We start from the raw sequence: 25,861 nt of genomic DNA on the forward strand, positions 1-25,861 counted from the left end.
TTCCATAACTGGTGCAACAAATATCCTATCATAACGCTACTCAGCAATACCGTTCGTTCGCGTGACTCGGTTTTGACCTGTATATACAAATGCAATATTGAAATTGCGCTAAGCGCGTTCAATCTGCCGGATTTGACGTTACAATATCGAATTGTATCCTCAGCAGGCCTTCAGTTTTCACATGACCCAGGCACCCACCGACTCCCTCGACCTCAGCCGCTGCGCGGACGAACCGATCCGCACCCCGGGCAGCATCCAGCCGCATGGCTTCATGCTGACGCTGTCGCTGGAAGCTGAGCCGGGCCCGACCGTGCAGCAGGCCAGCGCCAACCTGGCGCGCTGGACCGGTATCCCGGCCGAGGACGTCCTCGGCCTTCCGCTGGCGCGGGTGGTGGGCGAGACCGCGGCCGCACGCATCGCGGCCGAGCTCGAGGCCAGTCCGGCGGTGTCGCGACCGGCCTACATCGGCACGGTCACGGTCGACAACGGCGCCCACTTCGACGTCCTGGTCCACGTCTGGGACGGCCTGCTGATCCTGGAATTCGAAGCGGTGGACCGGCGCCGCGTCGCCGATTTCCGCAACCTGTATCCGCTGATCGGCGACTTCCTGGTCAAGGTGAACCAGCCGGCCTCGATTCCCGAGATGTCCGAACTGGCCGCGCGCCGCGTGCGCGAAGTCAGCGGCTACGGCCGGGTACTGGTCTACCAGTTCGACAGCGACGGCCATGGCCGCGTGCTGGCCGAGTCGAAGGAAGACGGCTACGAGTCCTACCTGGGGCAGCACTTCCCGGCCAGCGACGTCCCGGCCCAGGCGCGCGCGCTGTACACGCTGTCGCCGATTCGCGTGATCCAGGACGCCGACTACGAGCCGGCGCCGCTGGTGCCGGCGCTGAACCCGGCGACCGGCCAGCGCAACGACCTGTCCTTCGCCGCCTTGCGCAGCGTCTCGCCGGTGCACCTGCAATACATGCGCAACATGGGCACGCTGGCCTCGATGTCGGTCTCGCTGATCGTCAAGGGCAAGCTGTGGGGCCTGATCTCCTGTCACAACGCCGCGCCGCGCCCGGTTCCGGTCGAGAAGCGCACCGCCTGCGAGCAGCTGGGCCAGATCCTGGCGCTGGTCATCGAGTCGCGCGAGGACGCCCAGGAGCTGCAGTTCCGCCTCGACGTGCGCCGGATCATGGTGGAGATGCTGGGCCACCTGACCAAGGGCGCCGACTTCCTGGAAAACATGAGCGGCGTGTTCCCCGAACTGCTGCGCTTCGGGCGCGCCGGCGGGGTCGCGATCGTGGTCGACGACCGCGTGCTGACCTACGGCGACACGCCGGACGAGCCGCAGATCCGCGCCCTGGCCGACTGGCTGTCGCTGCGCGGCCATACCGAGGTGTTCCATACCGATCACCTGAAGGACGTCTACCCGGCGGGCGCCGACATGGTGCGCAATGCCAGCGGCATGCTGGCCCTGCCGATCTCGCGCATCCACCAGCATTACCTGCTGTGGTTCCGCCCGGAGGTGGTGCAGACCATCGAGTGGGCCGGCAACCCGCGCGGCAAGCAGGCCGCGCCTTCCGATCCGACCCAGCTCAGCCCGCGCCTGAGCTTCCAGGCCTGGCGCGAAACGATCCACGGCCGCAGCCTGCCCTGGCATGCGGCCGAGATCGAGCTGGCGATCGAGTTCCGCAGCGCCCTGCTGGGCATCGCGCTCGAGCGCGCCGAGCAGATGGCCGAACTGGCCGAGGAACTGGGCCGCGCCAACAAGGAGCTGGAAGCCTTCTCGTATTCGGTCTCGCACGACCTGCGTGCGCCGCTGCGCCACATCGTGGGATTCTCCGACCTGCTGATCGAGTCGGCCGGCGGAGAGGACCTCGAGCGGCGCCAGCGTTTCCTGAAGAACATCAAGGAGTCGGCGCGCCTGGCAGGCAAGCTGGTCGACGACCTGCTGTCGTTCTCGCAGATGGGCCGCGCGGCCCTGCGCCCGACCACGGTCGACATGAACGACCTGGTGGCGGCCTGCATCGACAAGCTCGGCATGGAAATGCAGGGCCGCAACGTCGACTGGCACATCGAGCCCCTTCCCTCGGTCTGGGCCGATCCGACCTTCCTTCACCTGGCCATGCAGAACCTGCTGTCGAACGCCGTGAAGTTCACCAGCGGGCGCGATCCGGCGGTCATCACCATTACCTCCGAGGACGAGCCCGAGTTCACGGTGTTCCACGTGGCCGACAACGGCGCGGGCTTCAACATGGACTACGTGCACAAGCTGTTCGGCGTGTTCCAGCGCCTGCACCGGATGGAGGACTTCCAGGGCACCGGCATCGGCCTGGCCAACGTGCGTCGCATCGTCGAGCGTCACAACGGCCGCGTCTGGGCCACATCGAGCCAGGCAAGCGGCGCGACCTTCTCATTCAGTATTCCGAAACACCCCATTAATTGAGGCAAACGATGCTCAAGCCCATCCTTCTCGTCGAAGACAATCCGAACGACCTCGAACTGACCCTCATCGCGCTGGCCAAGAGCCAGCTGGCCAACGAGGTAGTCGTCGTGCGCGACGGCGCCGAGGCGCTCGATTACGCGCACCGGCGCGGGGAGTTCGCCGAGCGCGCCGTCGGCAACCCGGCCGTCATCCTGCTTGATCTCAAGCTGCCGAAAGTCGATGGACTCGAAGTACTGAAGGAAATCCGCGATACGGATACGCTCAAGAGCATTCCCGTGGTGATGCTGACCTCGTCCAAGGAAGAGCAGGACGTGGTACGCAGCTACGAACTGGGCGTGAACGCCTACGTGGTCAAGCCGGTGGATTTCACGGAATTCTTGCGCGCCATCGCCGACCTGGGCATCTTCTGGGCGGTCCTGAACGAACCGCCGCCGGGCTCGCGCCGCTACGTCAAGCCCAAGTAACTCTGCGGCCCGCGCGCTTGCGCCGAGCCGCCCGCCTGCCGTCCTTGCTTCGCGCGGCGCAGCAGGTGACGGATGCGGGCGCTGAGCGCGTCCGGGTGGTAGGGCTTCGGCAGCAGGTGTACTGAAGCGTCCAGCTTGCCCTCGTGCGACAGCACGCCTTCCGCATAGCCGGAGGTGTACAACACCTGCACAGCGGGAAAGCGGCTGCGCACGATCTCGCCCAGCTGCAGGCTGCTCACCGGGCCCGGCATGATCACGTCGGTGAACACCAGGTCGATGTGGCGGCCGCCGTCGATGATCTCCAGGGCGGCCTGCGCATCGGCCGCTTCCAGCACCTCGTAGCCGAGCGCCGACAGGATGCCGCAGGTCGAGCTGCGCACCTCGAGCTCGTCCTCGACCACCAGGATCGTCTCGAGGCCGCCGGCCAGCGGCGCGCTGGATACCGACTCGACCACGCTGGGGGCGGCGTCGCTGCGCGGCAGGTAGATGCGCACGCTGGTGCCCTGCCCGGGTTCGCTGCGCAGCACGATCTCGCCGCCGGACTGCTTCACGAAGCCATAGGCCATCGACAGACCGAGGCCGGTGCCCTGCCCGGTCGGCTTGGTGGTGAAGAAGGGCTCGAAAGCGCGCAGCAGGACGTCCTTCGGCATGCCCTTGCCGGTGTCGTGCACCTCGATCATGATGTATTTCCCCTGCGGGACTTCGTCCGGCAGCGCGTCATCCGGGCCGGCATTGCCGGCGCGGATGGTGAGCGTGCCGTTGCCGGCCATGGCGTCGCGCGCGTTGATGGCCAGGTTCAGCAGCACGTTGTTCAGCTGGTTCGGGTCGACCATGGTGCTGCCCAGGCCAGGCGCGATCTCGGTGACGACCCGCGCGCTGGGGCCCAGCACGCGGCGCATCATGTCGTCCATGTCGCGCAGCAGGTGGCCGGGATCGACCACCACCGACTGCAGCGGCTGGCGCCGTGCGAAGGCCAGCAGGTGCGCGGCCAGCTTGGCGCCGCGTTCGACGCCGCCCAGGGCCATCTCGACACGCCCCTTGGCGCTGTCGTTCAGGTTGCCGACCAGCTTGAGCAGCTGCAGGTTGCCGCCGATGATCTGCAGGACGTTGTTGAAGTCGTGGGCCACGCCGCCGGTGAGCTGGCCGATCGCTTCCATTTTTTGCGCCTGGTGCAGCGCCGACTGGCTGGCGGCGAGCTGTTCCTGGCTGACGCGCAGCGAGGCAAAGGCGGCGTCGCGCTGGCGCCGCGCGATGCAGGCGCCGCTGTGGTAGCGCACCCGCGCCACCAGCTCGCGCGCATCGGGCCACTTCACCAGGTAGTCGTTGGCGCCCACGGCGAAGGCGCGCGCCTTGATCTCGGGGTCGTCTTCGGAAGACAGGACGATGACCGGCACGTCCTCGGTATCGGGATGCGCGCGCAGGCGCGCGGTAACCTCGAAGCCGTCCAGGTCGGGCATGCGCAGGTCCACCAGCACCACGGTGGCGCGCACCTCGCGCGCGACTTCCACGGCCCGTGCGGGGCTCGATTCGTAGCACAGGGTATGGCCGACGCACCCCTGCAGGCCGTGCGCAATGATGTCCTGCGCAAACGGCTCATCGTCGATGAGGAGAACGGAGCATTCAGGGCGATCGTCAATCATTGCGGCGGGCTCACTGAAAAGACACGATCTTGCAAAAAGGTAAGCATTGATTCTACTACATAAGCTAGTTGGCACACATAAGCGGACACGTCCTGCCGTGCGCACGTATTGACGCCGGGCATCTTGCAAGTTCGGGGTAGCGGCGCCATCTGCGCATCATGCCAAAGCGCCGGCCCGAACCGATCGATGCCACTCCCGCTCCCGACGCCCGCTGTCCGCTGTGCGGCCGCGTGCTCGGGACGGTCAACGTCGACCGCCACCACCTGATCCCCAAGACCTTCAAGGGCAAGGAGCAGTTCCCGATCCACAAGATCTGTCACCGCAAGATCCACTCGGCCCTCACCGAGCGCGAACTGCTGCAGAGCTATCACACCTGGGAAGCGCTGCGCGGGCACGAGGACATCCGCAGCTTCATCGACTGGGTGGCGAAGAAGCCGCCCGACTTCCATACGCGCACCTATACCTCGAACAAGAAGAAGTACCGCTAGACTGCCCTTGACAAGAACACGGCCAGCGGATTTCATTCCAGGCAACCCAACCACAGGCTTGCCCATGGAATTCCACGACTACCTGCGCCACGACGCCACCTCCCTCGCCGCCCTCGTCGCCCGCGGCGAGGCGACGCCAACCGAACTGCTCGAGATCGCGCTGGCGCGCCAGGCGCAGGTGCATGGCCGCGTCAACGCGGTCGTGCGGCTGATGGAAGACGAAGCCCGCCGCCAGCTGCAGGGACCGCTCCGCGGCCCCTTCGCCGGCGTGCCCTTCCTGCTCAAGGATACCCTGCAAGACTACGCCGGCCTGCCGACCACCAACGCCAGCCGCGCCACGCGGGCCTATGTGCCGGCCCGGCATGCCGCCGTGGTGCGGCGCTACCTCGAGGCCGGCCTGGTCGTCTTCGGCAAGACCAATTTGCCCGAATTCGCCCTCAAGGGCGTGACCGATCCGGTCCTGTTCGGCCGCACCAGCAACCCTTGGCACCTGGCGCACACGCCGGGTGGCTCGAGCGGCGGCGCGGCGGCGGCGGTTGCCAGCGGCATCGTGCCGATGGCCGCCGGGAACGACGGCGGCGGCTCGATCCGCATCCCGGCCGCGTGCTGCGGCCTGTTCGGGCTGCGTCCCTCGCGCGGACGGGTATCCGCCGGCCCCGATGTGGGGGAAGTCTGGTTCGGCGCATCGAGCGAAGGCGTGCTGTCGCGCAGCGTGCGCGACTCCGCGCTGGCGCTCGACGTCCTGCAGGGCGCCGAGCCGGGCGACCCGTTCATCATCGCCCCGCCTGCCGCACCGTATGCGGAACTGATGCGGCGCGATCCCGGCCGGCTGCGCATCGGCTTCACGGCGGCCTCGCCGATCGGCACCGAGGTGCATCCGGAAGCGGTGGCGGCGGTGCGCCACGCCGCGCAGCTGCTGCGCGGGCTGGGGCACGAGGTGGAAGAAGCGGCGCCCGAGGTCGACGGCGCCGCGCTGGCCACCAGTTACCTGCACATGTACCTGGGCCAGGTGCCGTCGCTGGTGGCGCGCATGAAGGCGCTTGGCGCCGGCGGCGGCGAACCCGAGCTGATGACGCGCCTGCTGGTGACGCTGGGCAGCGCGACCAGCGCGCCGGCGCTCACCACCCAGCTGGCGCAATGGAATACGTTTGCGCGGGCGCTGGGGCGCTTCCACGCGCGCTACGACCTGCTGTTGACGCCGACACTGGCGCATCCGCCGGTCCGGCACGGCGCCGGCGATCTGCCGGCGGCCCAGCAGACCCTGCTGGACTTCCTGCAGCGCACCGGCATGCTCGGCCTGCTGGCGCGCCTCGGGCTACTCGACAGCACGGTGGAGAAGATCGCGCAGGACAACCTGCGCTACGTGCCCTTCACGCAGCTGTCCAACCTGACGGGCACGCCCTCGATGTCGGTGCCGCTGCACTGGACGAGCGACGGGCTGCCGCTGGGGGTGCAGTTCGTGGCGCCATTCGGGCGCGAAGACCGGTTATTGCAGCTGGCGCAGCAGCTGGAGGGGGCGCAGCCATGGTTCGATCGCTTGCCGGCGATGACCACGCAAGCCGCCCCTGCCTGATCATCCACCGTCCAAAACAAAAAGGGCCGCATTCGCATGCGGCCCTTCGTATTCTGGCTCCCCGACCTGGACTCGAACCAGGGACCTGCGGATTAACAGTCCGTCGCTCTACCGACTGAGCTATCAGGGAAAAGAGGCCGCATTATAGCGGCCCATTCCGGATTTGACCAGTGCTTCGCGCAAGCAGCGCATTGCGTAGTGCTTTGCGCGCTCAGGGACGGCAAGCGACATAGCGCTTTGCTATAGTCCCGACTTTATTTATCCACCAATCATTCCCCATGACGAACCCACGCCCCCTCGGCACCCCGCTGTCCCCTTCCGCCACCAAGGTCATGCTGCTCGGCGCCGGCGAACTCGGCAAGGAAGTGATCATCGCCCTGCAGCGCCTGGGCGTGGAAACCATCGCCGTCGACCGCTACCCCAACGCGCCCGGCCATCAGGTCGCCCACCGCGCGCACGTGATCGACATGACCGACGGGGTTGCCCTGTCCGCCCTGATCGCGCTGGAAAAGCCCGACCTGGTGGTGCCGGAGATCGAAGCCATCGCCACCGAAACCCTGGCCGCGCTCGAGGAAGCCGGCCGCATCACCTGCATCCCGACCGCGCGCGCCGCGCTGCTGACCATGAACCGCGAGGGCATCCGCCGCCTGGCCGCCGAGGAACTCGGCCTGCCGACCTCGCCCTACCGCTTCGCCAGCAGCCTGGCCGAACTGGAACAGGCCTGCAGCGAAGTCGGTTTTCCGTGCGTGGTCAAGCCGGTCATGTCCTCGTCCGGCAAGGGCCAGTCGAAGCTCGACCGCGCGGCGGACGTGGCCGGCGCCTGGGACCATGCGGCCAGCGGCGGCCGCGTCGACGCCGGCCGCGTGATCGCGGAAGGCTTCATCGACTTCGACTACGAAATCACCCTGCTCACGGTGCGCTCGGTGGGCGCCGGCGGCCGGGTGGAGACCAGCTTCTGCGAACCGATCGGCCACCGACAGGTGCAGGGCGACTACGTGGAATCGTGGCAGCCGCAGCCGATGCACCCGGGCGCGCTCGCGCGGGCGCGCGAGATCGCTGCGAAAGTCACGGCCGACCTGGGCGGCTGCGGCGTGTTCGGCGTCGAGCTGTTCGTCAAGGACGACACCGTGTGGTTCTCGGAGGTGAGTCCGCGTCCGCACGATACCGGCATGGTGACCATGGCCAGCCAGGTGCAGAGCGAGTTCGAACTGCATGCGCGGGCCATCCTCGGCTTGCCGACCGACGCGTCGCTGCGCGCGCCGGGGGCGTCCGCGGTCATCTACGGGCAGCACGAGGCAGCGGGAATCGCTTTCGAGGGCGTGGCCGATGCGCTGCGCGTGCCGGGCGCCGACCTGCGCCTGTTCGGCAAGCCCGAGTCCTTCGCGCGCCGCCGCATGGGCGTGGCGCTGGCGACGGCGGACGATGTCGAGACCGCGCGCCAGCGGGCGCTGGAAGCGGCCGCGCGGGTCAGGCCTGTGGTGCGCTGAACACCCGCCACAGGGGCGGCCCGGCAAAACAAAAGGCGCTGTTACCTTTATCTATTGATGATCCCGATTGCGATGCGTAAGAACTGTTCCGCAGTAATTAACTGTGTTCCGTCGAGCGCCCGGTGCCAGCCCAGGTAATTCGGCAGGTAGCGCGATGCCACGCCGCGAAAGCGGGCTAGCCAGTCGCGCAGACGCTGATGGAAGGCGTTGACGTTCTGGACGTGGAGGGCGTTGCCAGCGTCACGGCGCACCCGCACGCCGGCGCGCAGGTTGACCGCCTGGTGGGCGATCCCATGTTTGCGTGAGAACGCCCGGTAGGCGGCATTGGCGTCGCTGACCAGGAGTGCTTGCCGGTCGAGCCTGGGCAGCAGGTGGCGTTCCAGGTGCACCGTCTTCAAGGCCCCGCGCCCGACCAGCGCGACGATGGTCTGCCTGGCGCGGTCGCGTGCCACCAGGATGCAGTCGAGCTCGCTCGAGATGCCGCGTTTGCGCGCCGCGCCGCCGCGCCTTCTCGGCGCCCGGTCCAGCTTGCGCGCGCCCTTTTGCGATTCCAGGATGAACATTTCATCGGCCTCGACGATGCCGCTCAGTTGCTGTGGTTGGTCGTGCTTGACCCGGTCGACGAAGCGGTGGCGCCAGCGAAACGCGGTGTTGCGGTGCACGCCCACGTCAAGGGCGGCACGCCGCACCGATTTGGCCGCGATCAATGCGCCCAGGTAGTCGAGCCACTTTTCGCGCAGCCGCAGCCGAGCGAAAGGCGTGCCGCTCAAGTCGTTGAAGCTGCGGCCGCATTCCCTGCAGCGGTAGCGCTGCAAGCCATTGGCATGGCCGTGCCGGTAGCAGCGCGGGCAGGCGCAGCGCGGGCAAGCGCGTTGGGGTGCGCGGATCTGCTCGATGAGGGCGACGATCCGGTCCAGCCCCGCGGCCGGATGCAATGCCGCCAGTGTTTGTTGGCGCTGCGCCCCGTTCAGCGCGGGGAGTCGTGCGAACCATTTTTTGAAGCTGGGTGTTTTCATGGCCGCTTCCTGTCGATGGAGACAGGTGTTCGACCAGGGAGATGCTCAGCAGTTCACGCCTCATCCATAGTTAACGCTGACAGAGCCAAACAAAAAGGGCCGCATTTGCATGCGGCCCTTCGAATTCTGGCTCCCCGACCTGGACTCGAACCAGGGACCTGCGGATTAACAGTCCGTCGCTCTACCGACTGAGCTATCAGGGATTAGAGGCCGTATTATAGCAGCGCTTTTCGATTTCGCGAAGCCCCGCGCTATCGGCAGGCAATCTTTCTACGTCGGCAACCGACGGACCAGCGCCGCCAGGGCATCCAGCACCACTTGCGGCTCGGACATCTGCGGAAAATGCGCACTGCGCTTCGCGATCACGCGCTCGCCCAGCGGCGACAGGTGCGCCAGCGCCTGCTGGTTACGTTCGCGTTCGCGCTGCGCTTCGCCCGAGACGATCCAGCGCGGCAAGCGCTTGCCGCCCGAGACCACGGTGAGCGGAATGGCCGGGAACGGCGGCGCCTCGGCGATCTCCTCCACCGTCTCCGCTTCGTTGCTGATCTCGTCGTTCGGATCCGGCGGCGAGACGCGGTCGAGCAGGCCGGTGACGGCGCGCTGCAGGCCCGAGCGATAGCGCCTGATGTTGAGGACATCGGCGGGCGCGGTCGCCTCGAGGAACAGCACCCCACAGGTCTCTTCGGGATAGACGCGCGCGAACAGGTTGGCGTGCAGCCCGCCGAAGGCATGCGCCACCAGCAGGAAAGGCGGCCTGGCGCCGATCTCGCGCAGCAGTGCGCGCAGTTGCAGGATGGCGGTGGTCCCCATCTGGGGCTCGCGCGGCCGTCCGCTGGCGCCCACGCCCGGCCGGTCGTAGGCGACCACCGTGCCCAGTTTCTCGATCTCGGGAAACAAGCGATGCCAGCCTTCGATCGGACCGCCGGAACCGCCCAGCATGACGATGGTCGGGCTACCCTGCCCTGACATCGAAAAACGCAGCACCTGCCCCGCGACCGCAATTCTCTTGCTCGATGGAAGATGCTTCACTTATAAATTCCTGAAGAGACGAGTGTCGCCAGCGTACCCCGTGCGCATGAGATTCTGCAATACCCAAAGTAATTGTTGCGTGAAAACAAAAAGGCCACATCTTGCGATGTGGCCTTTCAGAATTCTGGCTCCCCGACCTGGACTCGAACCAGGGACCTGCGGATTAACAGTCCGTCGCTCTACCGACTGAGCTATCAGGGAATTGATGACAGCATTATATGTTTGCGGTGACAGACTGTCAAATTCGAGTCGTGCCGCGCAGCCACTTTTGCCGCTCTTCGGAACCGCAACTACTCAGTGCCGAAGAGCCAAGATTTTAAAGAACTTTCGCGACGGCGTCAACGACGCGATCGAGATTGGTCGAGTTCAGGGCGGCGACGCAGATGCGGCCGGTATCCACCGCGTAGATCGACTGTTCGCGCAGCTTGCCCACCTGCTCCTTGCTCAGGCCCGAGTACGAGAACATGCCGACCTGCTCGCGCACGAATTCGAAGTCGTGGCCCGGCGCCCGTTCCTTCAGCTTGGCGACGAAAGCGTTGCGCATTTCCTTGATGCGCACGCGCATGCCGGCCAGTTCGTCTTCCCACAGCTGGCGCAGCTCCGGGGTGGACAGCACCGTGGCAACCACCTTGCCGCCATGGGTCGGCGGGTTCGAATAGTTGGTGCGGATGACGCGCTTCAGTTGCGACAGCACGCGCGCGGTTTCGTCGGCGCTGGTGCCGACGATCGACAGCGCGCCGACACGCTCGCCGTACAGCGAGAAGGACTTCGAGAACGAGTTCGAGACCAGCATCGGGATGCCGGTGGCGGCGAAGCGGCGCACCACGGCGCCATCTTCCGCGATGCCTTCGCCGAAGCCCTGGTAGGCCATGTCGAGGAAAGGCACCAGGCCGCCCGCGACCACCGCCTCGATCACCTGGCCCCACTGCTCCTGGGTCAGGTCGGCGCCGGTCGGGTTGTGGCAGCAGGCGTGCAGCACCACGATCGCGCCGCGCGGCATGGACGCCAGCGAGGCCAGCATGCCGTCGAAATTCACACCGTGGGTGGCTGGGTCGTAATACGTGTAGTTGTGGACCGCGAAGCCGGCGCTCTCGAACAGCGCGCGGTGGTTTTCCCAGCTCGGGTCGCTGATGTAGACCTCGGAGCCGGGGGCGAAACGCTTGAGGAAGTCGGCGCCCAGCTTGAGCGCGCCGGTGCCGCCCAGGGCCTGCACGGTGATCGCACGCTTCTCTTGAATTACGGCGCTGTCGGCCCCAAATACCAGCTCTTGCACGGCCTTGTCGTACGCCGCCAGCCCTTCGATCGGCAGGTAGGTGCGCGGCGACGGCTGCTCCATCAGCTTCGCTTCCGCCTCTTGCACGCACTGCAGCAAAGGAACCTTGCCATTGTCGTCATAATAGACGCCGACGCCCAGGTTGATCTTGGCCGGATTGGTATCGGCGTTGAATGCTTCGGTGATGCCCAGGATCGGGTCGCGCGGGGCCATGTCGATGGCGCCGAAGAGGCTGGAAGAGGCTGTGGAAGTCATCGTGATAAACTGGATTTCGTCGGTGGGTTCGCAGCAGTTGATTAAACGACACTGCTTGTATAGTCATGCTGCAGTGCCGCAAGTGGATCCCCATTCTAGCAAAGGTCTGAAAACATGGCAGATTTATCCGTCGCAAATGCCCCGGAACATGCTCCGGATTCGACCGTGATCACCTACCCGGGATCGCCCTTCAAGCTGCACCAGCCCTTCCCGCCCGCCGGCGACCAGCCCACCGCCATCGCCGGGCTGATCGAAGGCATCAACGACGGCCTGATGTACCAGACCCTGCTCGGCGTCACCGGTTCCGGTAAAACCTACACGATGGCAAACGTCATCGCGCAGGCCGGCCGTCCGGCCATCGTGTTCGCGCCGAACAAGACCCTGGCGGCCCAGCTGTATGCGGAGTTCCGCGAATTCTTCCCGCAGAACGCGGTCGAGTATTTCGTGTCGTACTATGATTACTACCAGCCGGAAGCCTATGTGCCGCAGCGCGACCTGTTCATCGAAAAGGACTCGTCGATCAACGAGCACATCGAGCAGATGCGCCTGTCGTGCACCAAGTCGCTGATGGAGCGGCGCGACGTGGTCATCGTCGCCACCGTGTCGGCGATCTACGGTATCGGTAACCCGAACGAATACCACAAGATGATCCTGACCCTGCGCCACAAGGACAAAGTGGCGCAGCGCGACATCATCGCGCGCCTGATCCAGATGCAGTACACCCGCAACGAGATGGATTTCTCGCGCGGTTCGTTCCGGGTACGCGGCGACACCATCGACATCTTCCCGGCGGAGCACGCCGAGCTCGCGATCCGCGTCGAGATGTTCGACGACGAGATCGAGTCGCTGCAGCTGTTCGATCCGCTCACGGGGCGCGTGCGCCAGAAGATCCCGCGCTTCACGGTCTATCCGGGCTCGCACTACGTGACGGCGCGCGGCACCGTCCTGAAGGCGGTCGAATCGATCAAGGCCGAACTGCGCGACCGCCTCGAGGAATTCCGCCAGCAGAACAAGCTGATCGAGGAACAGCGCCTCGAGCAGCGCACCCGCTTCGACCTCGAGATGCTGGCCGAGATCGGTTTTACGAAGGGCATCGAGAACTACTCGCGCCACCTGTCCGGCTCGATGCCGGGCGAGCCCCCGCCGACGCTCATCGACTACCTGCCGAAAGACGCGCTGATGTTCATGGACGAGTCGCACGTGATGGTCGGGCAGCTCAACGCCATGTACAACGGCGACCGTTCGCGCAAGGTCAACCTGGTCGACTATGGCTTTCGCCTGCCCTCGGCGCTCGACAACCGGCCGCTCAAGTTCCAGGAGTTCGAGTCCAAGATGCGCCAGACGATCTTCGTCTCGGCCACGCCGGCCGACTACGAGAAGGGCAAGGCCGACAACGTGGTCGAGCAGGTGGTGCGCCCCACCGGCCTGGTCGACCCGCTGGTGATCGTCAAGCCGGCGCGCTCGCAGGTCGAGGACCTGATGAGCGAGATCACCGACCGCATCGCCAAGGACGAGCGCGTGCTGGTGACCACGCTCACCAAGCGCATGGCCGAGCAGCTCACCGAATACCTGAGCGACCACGGCATCAAGGTGCGCTACCTGCACAGCGACATCGAGACCGTGGAGCGGGTCGAGATCCTGCGCGACCTGCGCCTGGGCACCTTCGACGTGGTGGTCGGCATCAACCTGCTGCGCGAGGGCCTCGACTTGCCTGAGGTCTCGCTGGTGGCGGTGCTGGACGCCGACAAGGAAGGCTTCCTGCGCTCGGAGCGTAGCTTGATCCAGACCATCGGCCGCGCGGCGCGTAACCTGAACGGCGTGGCGATCCTCTACGCCGACCAGATGACCGATTCGATGAAGAAGGCGATCGACGAAACCGAACGCCGCCGCGCCAAGCAGATCGCCTTCAACGAGGCGAACGGCATCACGCCGAAGGGCGTGAACAAGAAGATCAAGGACATGATCGACGGCGTCTACAGCAACGCCGCGCAGAAGGCCATGGCCGGCGGCATCATCGAGGACGAAGCCACGGCCAAGGTCGAGTCGATGAGCGAGAAGCAGATCAGCAAGGAAATCAAGCGCCTCGAGAAGCTCATGGTCGACCACGCCAAGAACCTCGAGTTCGAAAAGGCGGCCCAGGTGCGCGACCAGCTGCATGTGCTCAAGCAGCAGGCCTTCGGCGCGCCGGGGGCGGACAATGTGGTGTCGATGTTGGGCAAGTAAGCCTCCTGCCCGCCAGGCCGAACCGTTCCCGGGCAAGGGGAACGGTTTTTCCAGCTTGCGCTCGCCGCCCATGTAAAAGACCCCTGCCGCGGCTGCGGACAGGGGTCGGGTGGATTGCACGCGCCCCGAGGACGCGTTTTCATCCGGTTATTACTTGCTCGACGGCTTGCGGCGGCGGCGCGCGCCCAGGGCCATCAGGCTGCCCAGGCCCAGCAGCGCTGCGCTGGCCGGTTCCGGCACCAGGCTGATGTTGCCGCCGGTGGCTTCCAGCAGGAAGTCGGTGTAGCCGCTCATGATCATGCCGCCGAAGTAGGAGCCGAAGGCGCCCTGCGGTGCGCCGGCCAGGTAGCCGCCGAAGGTGTTGTTCGCCACCAGCATCAGTTCGCCGTACATCTCGACGAAGGACGGGCCGCCCGAGTCGCCGCCGCCGATGCCGGCTTCGACGTCGTTCGCCAGTTTCGGCGTGCACACGCCGGCGTAGGTGCACCAGGTGTCCTTGCCGCCGCCATCGAAGTCGGCGTAGTACACTTCGGCCTTGCCGCCGAAGTCCTGTTCGTCGTCGCCTTCGAGCAGGTCGATGTAGTTCTCGCCGCTGCGCTTGATCGCGAAATCAGGCGAAACGTAGTGACCGTCGATACCGTCGCCCGAGGTGCCGTAGCCTGCCATGATGATGCGCTGGCCACTGGTCAGCGGATTGACCGCAACCTTGTAGATCTTGGCGGAAGCCGGCGCATCGGCCGACAGGGTGACGACGGCGACGTCGTCGTTGACGCAACCCCTGCTGCCGTCCGGGCAGTTGTTGAAGCCCTGGTAATCCGAGTGCACCGCGAACGAGGACGCGCGGATGATCCGGTTGTAGTCGCCGTCGCTGTTGAAGACGACGCTGATGCTCTGGCCCGGGGCCTTCAGGTCGACATATTTACCGTTGCCATTGGTGTCGACGCAGTGGCCTGCCGAGACGACCTGGCGCTTGCCGACCAGTGCGCCGGAGCAGATGAAACCTTGCTGAACGCCGTTTTCCGGATAAGTAATGTAAAGGCTGACCACGCCGGAGAACTTCGACGAGGAGACATTCGGATCGATACGATTGTCAGGGCTGTCGGGCGGCACGCCGTTCGGGTCGCCGGCCACGATCAGTGGCACGATGACACTGCCTGGAATCTGCGTCGCCTGTGCGAACGATGCGCTGCCCAGCATGACGCCGACTGCGATTGCCCGGCCTACCACTTCCTTAAAAGACATTTTCCGATTTTGCATTATTTATCCTTGTTTAGCAGAATGTTCTCTCACTCCATCGCCTACGCGATGCTGCTACATCAGCAAGGTTCGTGCCAGTAGGAAAATTTTATTTGAATCAATTACTTGCGATGTGGCGCGGGAATTTTCTTATCGGAATGTAAAATTTTTCGACAGCCCAGCCCGTCCCGCCCCACCCCCTGCGGGCGCCTAGCGTACCTCGAGCAGCTGCACATCGAAGATGAGATTGGCGCCCGGCGGAATCGGCCCCGCTCCGCGCGCACCGTAGCCAAGTGCTGCCGGAATGATCAAGGTGCGCTTGCCGCCGGTACGCATGCCCGCCACGCCCTGGTCCCAGCCCTTGATGACCTTGCCCGCGCCGAGCGGGAAGCTGAACGGCTCGCCGCCGACCGAGCTGTCGACCTGGCGCCCATGCCGGTCCGGCGCCGAGGGCATGTACAGCCAGCCGGTGTAATGCACGGTGACCGTGCTCCCGGCAGTGGCGACTTTTCCCTTGCCGGTGACGGTGTCGACTGTCTGGAGCGCCATGGCCGGCCGGGCGGCGGGAGCGCTGTGCGGCTTCTGCGCGGCAGCGGGGACGGCCAACATGGCGAAGGCGAGGCCGAGGGCCGGTACGAGTGTCGATTTCATGCGTGCATTCCTCAAGGAAGGTGAGCGGACTGGGTGCAAAAAAATACTTTCAGGCACCAGTATTGCTCAGCAGACGAAATCGAACAAGCATCTTCCGGCCAAGGCCGACGACGCCCTAGTCGGCCACGGCGCGTACCGACGCCAGGATGCGCAGCAGTTCCGACAGGTCGGCGGGCTTGACCAGGTGATGGTCGAAGCCGGCCTGGCGCGCGCGTTCGCGGTCCTCGCTCTGGCCATAGCCGGTGAGCGCGATCAGCAGCGCATTGGCGGTGTCGGGCGAGGCGCGCAGGCGGCGCGCCAGTTCGTGGCCGTCCATGTCGGGCAGGCCGATATCGAGCAGCATCACCTCGGGCCGTTCGCGCAGGGCGCGCGCCAGCCCGCCGGTGCCGTCGTACTCGACGCTCACCGCATGGCCATGCGCTTCCAGCAGGGTGGCCAGCATCTGGGCGGCGTCGGCATTGTCGTCGACCAGCAGCACCCGCACCGGCCCGTCGGCGGCCCGTGCCTCGTGCGGCGGCGTCCCTGCCGCCGGGCTGCACTGCAGCAGCGGCAGCCGGATCACGAACTCGCTGCCCCGGTTCGCGCCTTCGCTGAACGCCGCCACCCGGCCGCCATGCAGGGCGACCAGGCTTTTCACCAGGGCCAGGCCGATGCCCAGGCCACCCTGCGAACGGTCGGGCGTGCGCTCGGCCTGCGTGAACAGTTCGAAGATATACGGCAGCACCTGCGGGTCGATGCCCTGCCCGTTGTCGCGCACGGCGATCACCGCCTCGCCGTCCTCGCGCGTCACGCGCAGGGCGATCCGGCCGCCGGAGGGCGTGTACTTGGCCGCGTTGTTCAGGATATTCGACACCACTTGCACCAGGCGCGTGCGGTCGCCGGACACGTGCAGCGCCTCGGGCGGCAGTTCCAGCGCCAGTTCGTGCCGCCGCATGTCCAGCAAGGGCCGTACCTGCTCGACGGCGCCGCCCACGATGAGCGCGACGTCCAGGTCTTCCTTCTCGATCTCGGCCAGGCCGCGCTTCACGCGCGAGACGTCCAGCAGGTCGTTCACCAGGTCGGTCATGTGCTCGGCCTGGCGCACGATGATGTCGCTGGCATGGCGCGCACGCTGCGGGTCGAGCGCGCCGCGCTGCAGCAGCTGGGCCGCGGTCGTGATCGGCGCCAGCGGGTTGCGCAGCTCGTGCGCCAGCATCGCCAGGAACTGGTCTTTCTGGCGATTGGCGGCGCGCAGGTCGTCCTCGACGCGCTTGCGCAGCGTGACGTCGCTGCCCTCCACGAAGATGCCCTCGACCTCGCCATTCGGGCCGCGGATCGGCTGGTACACGAAGTCGACGAAGCGCTCTTCCAGCGGTCCGTTGATGTCGCGCTGCACGCGCACCGGCACCGCATGCCCCACGAAGGCCTGGCCCGACTGGTAGACCTGGTCGAGCAGCTCGAAGAAGCCCTGGTCGGCCACCTCGGGAATCGCCTGGCGCGCCGGCTTGCCGATCAGCTCGCGCCGACCGATCAGCTGCATGTAGGAATCGTTGGTGATCTCGAAGACATGGTCCGGGCCGCGCAACACGGCGAGGATGCCGGGCGCCTGCCCGAACAGGGTCATCAGGCGCTGGTTCTCGTGCTCGCGGTAGCGCTCGGCCAGCACCTCGGCGGTGGTCTCGACGCAGGCGCAGAACATGCCGGCCACGCCGCCGTCCTCGTCGCGCACCGGCGAATACGAGAAACGGAACCAGGTATCCTCGTCGTAGCCATGGCGGTTCATGCGCAGCTGCATCCGGTCGACATAGGTGGCTTCGCCCTTGAGCGCGCGCACGATCAGCGGATGGATGTCATCCCAGATCTCGCGCCAGATGTCGTGGAAGCGGCTGCCCAGCGCCGCCGGGTGCTTCTCGCCCAGGATGGACATGTAGGAATCGTTGTACAGGAAGCCCAGCTCGGGGCCCCAGGCCACGAACATCGGGAACTTCGAGTTGAGCATGAGGCCGACCGTGGTGCGCAGGGCCTGCGGCCAGTTGCGCGGATGGCCGAGCGGCGATTTCGACCAGTCGTGCGCCCGCATCATGGCCCCCATCTGCCCGCCTCCGCTCAGGAAGGGTAGCCATTCCGAAGGGGTCTGGTATTCCGTTTTCATGCCTCGATGTCCACGCTCAATGCCAAGCCCATCATATCAGCAAGGCTGTGCCATAACGATGCCGTTTGGCCACACACCGCTGCCATCACAGCGTCTTCACGAATTCGCGGATGCCGCCCAGCAGCATCTCGACCGACATGGCCGTCAGGATCAGGCCCATCAGGCGCTCGAAGGCGGTCATCACCTGCGGGCCGAGCTTCTGCTGCAGGCGCTCGGCGCTGAGGAACACCGCCAGCCACACCACGCCGACCGCCGCCAGCGCGGCCACGTGGACCATGGTCTCGGTCAGGCTGCCGGCACTGAACAGCAGCACCGTGGCCAGGGCCGAGGGGCCGGCCAGCGCCGGAATCGCCAGCGGCACGATGAAGGGCTCGCCGTGCTCGCTGCGGCCGAGCACGCCGTCGGGATGCGGGAAGATCATGCGGATCGCGATCATCAACAGGATCACGGCGCCGCCGATCCGCAGCGCGACCGGACTCAGGTGCAGCGCCTCGAGGAAGTGCTGCCCGAAGAACATGAAGACCAGCAGCAGCAGGAAGGCGATGGCGCATTCGCGCACCACGATGCGGGGGCGGCGCTCGATCGGCACGTCCTTGAGGGCCGCGGCGAACAGCGGGACATTGCCGAATGGATCAGTAACGAGGATCAGGAGGATGAAGGTCTGGAAGAAGCTTTGGGTCATCGTGTTCCGATCCTGTTATTGAATGTCGGCGCTTGGCCAGCGTGCATCTTAACAGAGTAGTTCGCAAAGTAGTTCGGCAGAGCAATGATCGTTTTGTATCGGCCTCGGCGCCCACCAGCCTGACCATGCAAAACGGGCAGGAAGGCTTGCGCCCCCCCTGCCCGTTCGCTTGCCGCCGTGTTGCCTGCGGCCGTGCGGATTACTTCTCGAACTTCTTCAACCACGCCGACAGCTGGTGCGGACGCAGGCCGTCGTAGTCTTCGAAGGGCTGGTGGATCCACGGGTTGTGCGGCAGGTCTTCCAGGTGGTAGTCGGGCGTGAAGCTCGACGTACCTTTTACCCAGATGACGGCCGACTTCACTTCGGTGACGTCGGCGTAGTTCTGGGTCAGGTGCTCGCGCACCTTCTGCAGGGTCACGCCCGAATCGGCCAGGTCGTCGACCAGCAGGATGCGGCCGGCCAGCGGGCCCTTGGTCATCGTCATGTACTTGGCGATGTCCAGGTTGCCCTGCTTGGTGCCGGCTTCTTCGCGGTAGGAGCTGGTCGACAGGATCGCCAGCGGCACATCGAAGATGCGCGAGATCACGTCACCCGGACGCACGCCGCCGCGCGCCAGGCACAGCACCATGTCGAACTTCCAGTTCGATTCGTACACTTGCAGCGCGAGGCGCTCGACCAGGCGGTTGTACTCGTCCCAGGAGACCCACAGGTCCTTGTCGGTCGATGCAGGGGTGTTCATTTCAGGATCCTATTTTTCTAATGGAGGCTCAAGCTGCGAACGGATGGCGCAGCACGATGGTTTCTTCGCGGTCCGGGCCGGTCGACACCATGTCGATCGGCACGCCCACCAGTTCTTCGATGCGCTGGATATAGGCGCGGGCGTTGGCCGGCAGTTCTTCCATCGACTTGGCGCCGACGGTGCTTTCGCTCCAGCCCGGCATCTCTTCGTAGACCGGCTCGCACAGCGCGGCTTCTTCGGCGCCGACCGGGAAGATATCGACCTCGCGGCCGTCGATCTTGTAGCCGGTGCACAGTTTCAGGGACTCGATGCCGTCCAGCACGTCCAGCTTGGTCAGGCACATGCCCGACACGCCGTTGATCTGCACCGAGCGGCGCAGCAGGGCGGCGTCGAACCAGCCGCAGCGGCGCGCACGGCCGGTCACGGTGCCGAACTCGTGGCCCACGCGCGACAGGTGCTCGCCCACGCCTGCCTCGGTCGGCAGTTCGGCCGGGAACGGGCCCGAACCCACGCGGGTGGTGTAGGCCTTGGTGATGCCGAGGATGTAGTGCAGCATGCCCGGACCGACGCCGGCGCCGGCGGCGGCGTTGCCCGCCACGCAGTTCGACGAGGTCACGAACGGATAGGTGCCGTGGTCGACGTCCAGGAGCGATCCTTGCGCGCCTTCGAACAGCAGGCTGCCGCCGGCCTTGTGCGCGGCGTACAGCTGCGACGACACGTCGCCCACCATCGGACGCAGGCGCGGTACCAGGGCCATGGCATCGTCGTAGGTCTGCTGGAAGTCGATCGGATCGGCGCCCAGGTAGTTGACCAGCACGTGGTTGTGGTACTCGAGGTTTTCCTTGAGCTTCTCGGCAAATCGAGCTTCATTCAACAGGTCGGCGATGCGGATCGCGCGGCGGGCGACCTTGTCTTCGTAGGCCGGGCCGATGCCCTTGCCGGTGGTGCCGATCTTGTTCTCGCCGCGCTTGGCTTCGCGCGCCTTGTCGATGGCGACGTGGTAAGGCAGGATGACCGGGCAGGCTTCCGAGATCTTCAGGCGCGACACCACTTCGATGCCGGCGGCCTGCAGCTTGTCGATTTCGCGCATCACGTCCGGCACCGAGACCACCACACCGTTGCCGATGTAGCAGGCCACGCCTTCGCGCATGATGCCCGACGGGATCAGTTGCAGCGCGGTCTTCTGGCCCTTGATCACCAGGGTGTGACCGGCATTATGGCCGCCCTGGAAACGGACGACGCCGGCCGCATGGTCGGTCAGCCAGTCGACGATCTTACCCTTGCCTTCATCGCCCCACTGGGTGCCGATGACAACGACGTTCTTTGCCACGTTAGTATTTGACATCACTTAACCTAAGTTTTTGAGAATCCAATTTCCGTTTTCGAGGACGAGCACGCGGTCGCACTCGAACTCGTCCTGAATATTGTCGTGACCCGGCATGGACTGGATCACGACTTCGCCTGCCTTGCGCAGGTCAGCGATTTTTTCCTTCAGCTCCGGGGCATTGCCCCAGGGCGCGCAGATGGAGTGCTTGCGCGAAGCCGTCGGCAGCAGCCGCGCCAGTTCGCGCAGGTCGAGCGAGAAGCCGGTGGCCGGACGCGCGCGCCCGAAAGCCTCGCCCACATGGTCGTAGCGCCCGCCCCTGGCCACCGCGTTCGGCAGGCCCGGCACGTAGAGCGCGAACATGGCGCCGCTTTCGTACTGGTAGCCGCGCAGGTCGGCCAGGTCGATCGCCACTTCCGCGCGGCCAAGGGCGCCCGCGGCGAGCGCGGCCAGTTCGGCCAGCGCGCGGGTGACGCCCGGCAGCGCCGGCAAGACTTCCTTCGCGCGCGCCAGCACCTCGACGTCGCCGTACAGCTGCGGCAGCGCCAGCAGCGCGCTGCGCGTGCTCGGTGCGTAGTGTCGGGTGAACTCGTCCAGGCCCGGCGCATCCTTGGCGCGCAGCAGGCTCGTCAAGTGGGCTTCGTCGCGGCGCGCGGCCGGGTCGTCGGCCAGCAGCGCGCGCAGGATGCCCACGTGGCACAGGTCGAGGCGTACATCAAGAAAACCGGCCAGGGCCAGCGCCCCGAGCGCCAGCTCCTGGATCTCGGCGTCGGCTTCCAGGCCGGCGTGACCGTAGATCTCGGCGCCGATCTGGAGCGGCTCGCGGGTGGCGTGCAGGCCCGATGGACGGGTATGCAGCACGCTGCCGGCGTAGCACAGGCGGGTGATCGATTCGCGGTTGAGCAGGTGGGCGTCGATGCGCGCCACCTGGGTGGTCATGTCGGCGCGCAGCCCGAGCAGGCGGCCGGACAGCTGGTCGACCACCTTGAAGGTACGCAGTTCGGTGTCCTGCCCCGCCCCGGCCAGCAGCGAGTCGACGTATTCGAGCAGCGGCGGCATGACCAGTTCGTAGCCGTACAGGCGGAAGGTGTCGAGCATCTTGCGGCGCAGATCCTCGATCTTGCGCGCTTCGGACGGCAAGACATCGGCGATATTTTCAGGCAGAAGCCAATTCGGCATGGGCAGACAGCTAACGGGTTGTTTTCAAGAGCGGCGAAGGCGCACGGCATGGACACGGGCGCGCCGGCGCACGGTGCGAGCGCCGAATCGGCAATTTTACCCGAAAATGATAAGGCGTAGGCAGGGGATGTTGGGTTGACAGGCGCAGGGGCTTGTCAGAGTGCCATTGTGCAACGCTTGTATAGACGAAAAACTTCCGGGTTAACGTAGCGTGGGCGGGTCTCCCGCCCACACGTTCAAGCAGCTCATGCACTGTCTGAACGCGTGGGCGGCAAAGCCGCCCACCCTACAAAAGCAAGCCCGGTTTTACTTGCCGCCCGGCTGCTTGAAGTACTTGAAGAATTCCGAGTTCGGATCCACCACCATCACGTCGCCGCGGTTCTTGAAGGTGGCGCGGTAGGCTTCGAGCGAGCGGTAGAACTTGGCGAACTCCGGGTTCTTGCCGAAGGACTCGGCATAGATCACCGATGCCTTGGCGTCGCCGTCGCCCTTGATCTTCTCGGCCTCGCGGAAGGCTTCGGCGATGATCACGGTGCGCTGACGGTCGGCATCCGCGCGAATCTGCTCGGATTCGGCGGCGCCGGTGGAGCGCAGTTCGTTGGCCACGCGCACGCGCTCGGCCTTCATGCGGTCGTAGACCGAGTTGTTGATCTGCTCGATGTAGTCGACGCGCTTGAGGCGCACGTCCACCACGCCCACGCCGATCTCCTTGGCTTCGGCGACCACCTTCTGCTTCACCGCTTCCATCACGGCGCCGCGCTCGCCCGAGATCACTTCGCGCACGGTGCGCTTGGTGATCTCGTCGTTCAGGGCCGCCTTGATGATCTGCGACAGGCGGTCGCGCGCACGGGCTTCGTCGCCGTTGAAGCTGACGTAGTACAGGCGCGGATCGGTAATACGCCATTTCATGAAGGCATCCACCAGGATGTTCTTCTTCTCGGCCGTGATGAAACGGTCGGCGTCGGGCGTGTCCAGCGTGAGGATGCGCTTGTCCAGGTAGAGCACGTTCTGGAACGGCGGCGGCAGCTTGAAGTGCAGGCCCGGCTCGGTGATCACGTCGCGCACCTGGCCGAGCGCGAACACGATCGCGAAGCGGCGCTGGTCCACCACGAACACGGTCGAGGACAGCAGCATCAGGGCAATGAAGCCCGCCACAAAAAGAGTTACGAGGCGGTTCATTAACGGCTCTCCCGGTCACGTGAGGAATCGCGGCTCCGGCTGTCGCGCTGGCGCACCGAATCCATGGCTTGCATGACGTCCTGCGGCGGCGTCGTCTGGGGCACCTGCACCGGTCCGGAGCGGCTGCCGACGGCTTCGCTGCCTGCGGCCTGGCCGATCAGCTTGTCCAGCGGCAGGTAGATCATCGGGTTGCCCGTGCGCGAATCGACCATCACCTTGCTGGTGTTGGAGAAGATCTGCTGCATGGTGTCGATGTACATGCGGTCGCGCGTGACGGCCGGGGCCTTCGCATAGGCTTGCACCACCTGGTCGAAGCGCGCCGCGTTGCCGAGGGCGTTCTCGACCACCATCGAGCGGTAGGCTTCGGCGTCCTGCTGCAGGCGGAAGGCCTGGCCGCGCGCCTGCGGGATGACCTGGTTGGCGTAGGCCTCGCCTTCGTTGCGGGCACGGGCGCGATCCTGGCCGGCCTTGACGGCGTCGTCGAAGGCTTCCTGGACCTGCTCCGGCGGCTGCACGCCCTGCATGGTCACGTTGGTGACCAGCGCGCCCAGCGCGTAGCGGTCGAGAATCGTCTGCATCATCTGGTGCACGTCGGCCGCGACCTTTTCGCGGCCTTCGTACAGGACGAAGTCCATCTTGCTCTTGCCGACCACCTCGCGGATCGCGGTCTCGGCGACCTGGCGCACGGTCTCGTCGTTCTCGCGGTTGTTGAAGAGCCACTGAACCGGATCTTTCAGCGTGTACTGGACCGCGAACTGGATGTCGATGATGTTCTCGTCGTCGGTCAGCATCAGCGCCTCTTGCGGCTGCTTGTTGCGGACGTTCGCGCGATAGCCGATCTCGGCGGTGCGGATCTGCGAGACGTTGACGGTTTCGTGGGCCTGGATCGGGTACGGCCAGCGCCAGTTGAAGCCGGGGCCGGTCTTGTGGCTGAGCTTACCGAAGGTGGTGACGACACCGACCTGGCCTTCCTGCACGATGAAGGCGCCGCTCGCCAGCCAGATCAGGCCGACGATGACCGCCACCACGCCTGCGGTGACGCTGGCGCCGCGCGATTCGCCCCGGCCGGACGGGCCGTTGCCGCCGTCGCCGCCGTTGTTACGGCCGCCGAACAGGCGGTTCAGGCGGGCATTGAAGTCGCGCCAGAGCTGGTCGAGGTCGGGCGGGCCTTCGCCCGGCCGACGGCCTTCCTGGGCCTTGGGGTCCCCCTGGGGCCGGTGGCCCCAGCGAGGGTCGTTGAGCGACAGTTTGATGCCGCAACGCTTGAGTAAAGAAACGAGCATAGGCTAGTGTGGCCCGAGATGGGTGGAGGTTGTCATATTGTTCTCTGCAGGATTGACCAGGGAGCCGCCCACCGCCGGTTCTTCCCCGTCCTGCCTGTTCTCTTCGAGGCGCACATCGCGCTGCGCGCCGGACTGCGTGTCCGTGCGCGCCGCCGTCGCCGCTTCGACGATGGCTTCGCGCAGCAGGTCCAGGCCGGCTCCGCTGTGGGCGCTGATGAAAACGCGGCTGATCTTATCATATTCATCACGCTCGATCCCGGGCTCCAGCCCGGCCGCATCGATCTTGTTCCAGACCAGGATCTGGGGCACATGATCGGCGCCGATCTCGCGCAGCACCTCGTTGACCTGCTCGATCTGCTCCATGCGCACCGGCGAATTGCCGTCGACCACGTGCAGCAGCAGGTCGGCGTGGATGGTTTCCTCGAGCGTGGCGCGGAAGGCGGCGACCAGCTGGTGCGGCAGTTCGCGCACGAAGCCGACGGTATCGGAAATCACCACGCTGCCCACTTCGTCGCCCAGGTAGAGGCGGCGGCTGGTGGTGTCGAGTGTGGCGAACAGCTGGTTCGCGACATACACCCCGGCCTTGGTGAGGGTATTGAACAAGGTCGACTTGCCGGCGTTGGTATAGCCGACCAGCGACACCGAAAAGGTCTGGTTGCGACCGCGCTGGCGGCGCTGGGTCTCGTGCTGCTTGCGCAGCTTGGTGAGCTTGATGCGCAATTGCTTGACGCGCTCGCCGATCAGGCGGCGGTCGGTCTCGAGCTGGGTTTCGCCGGGACCGCGCAGGCCGATACCGCCCTTCTGGCGCTCGAGGTGGGTCCAGCCGCGGATCAGGCGCGTGGCCAGGTGCTGCAGCTGGGCCAGTTCCACCTGCAGCTTGCCCTCGTGGCTCTGGGCGCGCTGGGCGAAGATGTCGAGGATCAGGCTGGTACGGTCGACCACGCGCACTTCGAGACGGCGCTCGAGGTTGCGCTGCTGGGCAGGCGACAGGGCGTGGTTGAAGATGACGATGTCGATCGCCTCGGCCTTGCAGGCCATCTTGATTTCGTCGGCCTTGCCGCTGCCGACGAAATGGGCGGGATCGGGACTGCTGCGCTTGGCCGTGATCGTGGTGATCGGTTCGGCGCCGGCGGAGCGCGCAAGCAGGGACAGCTCTTCCAGGCTGGCGGTGAAATCGCCAGCGCCAAAATCGATGCCGACCAGCGCTGCGCGCATGGTGTTGTTGCCGGGGGCGTCAGCCATCGGCCTTACTCGGCTTCGGAGTCGAGGTTAAGGTTGACGGCGCGAGCCGGGACGACGGTGGAAATGGCATGCTTGTAGACCATCTGGGTCACGGTATTACGAAGCAGGACGACGTACTGGTCGAAGGATTCGATATGGCCTTGCAGTTTGATGCCGTTGACCAGGTAGATGGAGACGGGGACGTGCTCCTTGCGCAAGGCGTTCAGGAATGGGTCTTGTAACAGTTGCCCTTTGTTGCTCATAACAGCTCCGTAATGTTGTTGTAGTTAAGTGGGTATAAATGCAAATTTGAGGCAATTTGCCTTTTTTCAAGTGCTTGGGCCACATTCCGCT

The 25,861-nt window shown here is 65.7% G+C and carries 21 protein-coding genes and 3 tRNA genes; 6 read left to right on the top strand and 18 right to left on the bottom strand.

The genetic code is table 11. From position 1 onward, the window contains the following. The first annotated feature begins 181 nt into the window (after positions 1-181). The gene (locus IM543_17155) at positions 182-2,434 is read left to right on the top strand and encodes a GAF domain-containing protein (protein ID QOY93281.1); all 2,253 of its coding nucleotides are present in this window, start codon (positions 182-184) and stop codon (positions 2,432-2,434) included. 8 nt (positions 2,435-2,442) lie between these two features. Next, positions 2,443-2,898 (top strand): response regulator, encoded by a 456-nt coding sequence (locus tag IM543_17160; GenBank protein QOY93282.1) that lies wholly within the window; start codon positions 2,443-2,445, stop codon positions 2,896-2,898. Here IM543_17160 and IM543_17165 read toward each other — a convergent pair. Continuing rightward, the gene (locus IM543_17165) at positions 2,880-4,538 is read right to left on the bottom strand and encodes a response regulator (protein QOY93283.1); all 1,659 of its coding nucleotides are present in this window, start codon (positions 4,536-4,538) and stop codon (positions 2,880-2,882) included. The genes IM543_17160 and IM543_17165 overlap by 19 nt on opposite strands. A gap of 230 nt (positions 4,539-4,768) precedes the next feature. Here IM543_17165 and IM543_17170 point away from each other — a divergent pair, with 230 nt between their 5' ends. Next, positions 4,769-5,026, top strand: a complete 258-nt coding sequence (locus tag IM543_17170; protein QOY96730.1) for a hypothetical protein — start codon at positions 4,769-4,771, stop codon at positions 5,024-5,026. Between the two features lie 64 nt (positions 5,027-5,090). Beyond that, positions 5,091-6,599: an amidase gene (locus IM543_17175; protein ID QOY93284.1), complete on the top strand. Its 1,509-nt coding sequence runs from the start codon at positions 5,091-5,093 to the stop codon at positions 6,597-6,599. A 54-nt stretch (positions 6,600-6,653) separates the two neighbouring features. Here the strand turns inward: IM543_17175 and IM543_17180 are convergent. After that, positions 6,654-6,729 (bottom strand) — tRNA-Asn (locus IM543_17180). A gap of 148 nt (positions 6,730-6,877) precedes the next feature. Between IM543_17180 and purT the strand changes: the two genes are divergently transcribed. After that, positions 6,878-8,086: a formate-dependent phosphoribosylglycinamide formyltransferase gene (gene purT / locus IM543_17185; protein QOY93285.1), complete on the top strand. Its 1,209-nt coding sequence runs from the start codon at positions 6,878-6,880 to the stop codon at positions 8,084-8,086. 47 nt (positions 8,087-8,133) lie between these two features. On the opposite strand, the gene IM543_17190 is transcribed toward purT, so the two are convergent. From IM543_17190 to IM543_17210, 5 genes are all read right to left on the bottom strand, one after another. Then, positions 8,134-9,102, bottom strand: a complete 969-nt coding sequence (locus IM543_17190) for an IS1595 family transposase (protein QOY93286.1) — start codon at positions 9,100-9,102, stop codon at positions 8,134-8,136. 127 nt (positions 9,103-9,229) lie between these two features. Continuing rightward, positions 9,230-9,305 (bottom strand) — tRNA-Asn (locus tag IM543_17195). 67 nt (positions 9,306-9,372) lie between these two features. After that, positions 9,373-10,131 (bottom strand): alpha/beta hydrolase, encoded by a 759-nt coding sequence (locus tag IM543_17200; GenBank protein ID QOY93287.1) that lies wholly within the window; start codon positions 10,129-10,131, stop codon positions 9,373-9,375. A 125-nt stretch (positions 10,132-10,256) separates the two neighbouring features. Then, positions 10,257-10,332, bottom strand: a tRNA-Asn gene (locus IM543_17205). Between the two features lie 115 nt (positions 10,333-10,447). Then, positions 10,448-11,659 carry an aspartate/tyrosine/aromatic aminotransferase gene (locus tag IM543_17210; GenBank protein ID QOY93288.1) on the bottom strand — a complete coding sequence of 404 codons (1,212 nt, stop codon included), beginning with the start codon at positions 11,657-11,659 and terminating at the stop codon, positions 10,448-10,450. A gap of 165 nt (positions 11,660-11,824) precedes the next feature. Between IM543_17210 and uvrB the strand changes: the two genes are divergently transcribed. Continuing rightward, complete coding sequence (uvrB, locus tag IM543_17215; protein QOY96731.1) at positions 11,825-13,882, top strand: excinuclease ABC subunit UvrB; 2,058 nt, start codon at positions 11,825-11,827, stop codon at positions 13,880-13,882. Positions 13,883-14,032: 150 nt separating this feature from the next. Here uvrB and IM543_17220 read toward each other — a convergent pair whose 3' ends face one another. The 11 genes from IM543_17220 to hfq all read right to left on the bottom strand — a co-directional run bounded on the left by IM543_17220 (position 14,033) and on the right by hfq (position 25,770). Next, positions 14,033-15,124 carry a trypsin-like serine protease gene (locus IM543_17220; protein ID QOY93289.1) on the bottom strand — a complete coding sequence of 364 codons (1,092 nt, stop codon included), beginning with the start codon at positions 15,122-15,124 and terminating at the stop codon, positions 14,033-14,035. 204 nt (positions 15,125-15,328) lie between these two features. Further along, positions 15,329-15,769, bottom strand: coding sequence for an FKBP-type peptidyl-prolyl cis-trans isomerase (locus IM543_17225; protein QOY93290.1), 441 nt, complete (start codon positions 15,767-15,769; stop codon positions 15,329-15,331). A 115-nt stretch (positions 15,770-15,884) separates the two neighbouring features. Further along, positions 15,885-17,900 (bottom strand): PAS domain-containing protein, encoded by a 2,016-nt coding sequence (locus tag IM543_17230; protein QOY93291.1) that lies wholly within the window; start codon positions 17,898-17,900, stop codon positions 15,885-15,887. 85 nt (positions 17,901-17,985) lie between these two features. After that, complete coding sequence (locus tag IM543_17235) at positions 17,986-18,582, bottom strand: MarC family protein (GenBank protein QOY93292.1); 597 nt, start codon at positions 18,580-18,582, stop codon at positions 17,986-17,988. Positions 18,583-18,781: 199 nt separating this feature from the next. Further along, positions 18,782-19,321 carry a phosphoribosyltransferase gene (locus IM543_17240; protein QOY93293.1) on the bottom strand — a complete coding sequence of 180 codons (540 nt, stop codon included), beginning with the start codon at positions 19,319-19,321 and terminating at the stop codon, positions 18,782-18,784. 28 nt (positions 19,322-19,349) lie between these two features. Next, the gene (locus IM543_17245) at positions 19,350-20,666 is read right to left on the bottom strand and encodes an adenylosuccinate synthase (GenBank protein ID QOY93294.1); all 1,317 of its coding nucleotides are present in this window, start codon (positions 20,664-20,666) and stop codon (positions 19,350-19,352) included. Positions 20,667-20,669: 3 nt separating this feature from the next. Beyond that, complete coding sequence (locus tag IM543_17250) at positions 20,670-21,824, bottom strand: ATP phosphoribosyltransferase regulatory subunit (GenBank protein QOY93295.1); 1,155 nt, start codon at positions 21,822-21,824, stop codon at positions 20,670-20,672. A 306-nt stretch (positions 21,825-22,130) separates the two neighbouring features. After that, complete coding sequence (gene hflC, locus IM543_17255; GenBank protein QOY93296.1) at positions 22,131-23,003, bottom strand: protease modulator HflC; 873 nt, start codon at positions 23,001-23,003, stop codon at positions 22,131-22,133. Continuing rightward, on the bottom strand, positions 23,003-24,286 hold the full coding sequence (gene hflK, locus IM543_17260) for an FtsH protease activity modulator HflK (protein ID QOY93297.1): 1,284 nt from the start codon (positions 24,284-24,286) through the stop codon (positions 23,003-23,005). The genes hflC and hflK overlap by 1 nt, the downstream gene beginning before the upstream one ends. A gap of 3 nt (positions 24,287-24,289) precedes the next feature. After that, on the bottom strand, positions 24,290-25,501 hold the full coding sequence (hflX, locus tag IM543_17265) for a GTPase HflX (protein QOY96732.1): 1,212 nt from the start codon (positions 25,499-25,501) through the stop codon (positions 24,290-24,292). A 32-nt stretch (positions 25,502-25,533) separates the two neighbouring features. After that, positions 25,534-25,770, bottom strand: a complete 237-nt coding sequence (hfq, locus tag IM543_17270; protein QOY93298.1) for an RNA chaperone Hfq — start codon at positions 25,768-25,770, stop codon at positions 25,534-25,536. Positions 25,771-25,861: the final 91 nt, after the last annotated feature.

The sequence above is a fragment of the Massilia sp. UMI-21 genome (assembly GCA_015277795.1).
Classification (GTDB): Bacteria; Pseudomonadota; Gammaproteobacteria; order Burkholderiales; family Burkholderiaceae_D; genus Telluria.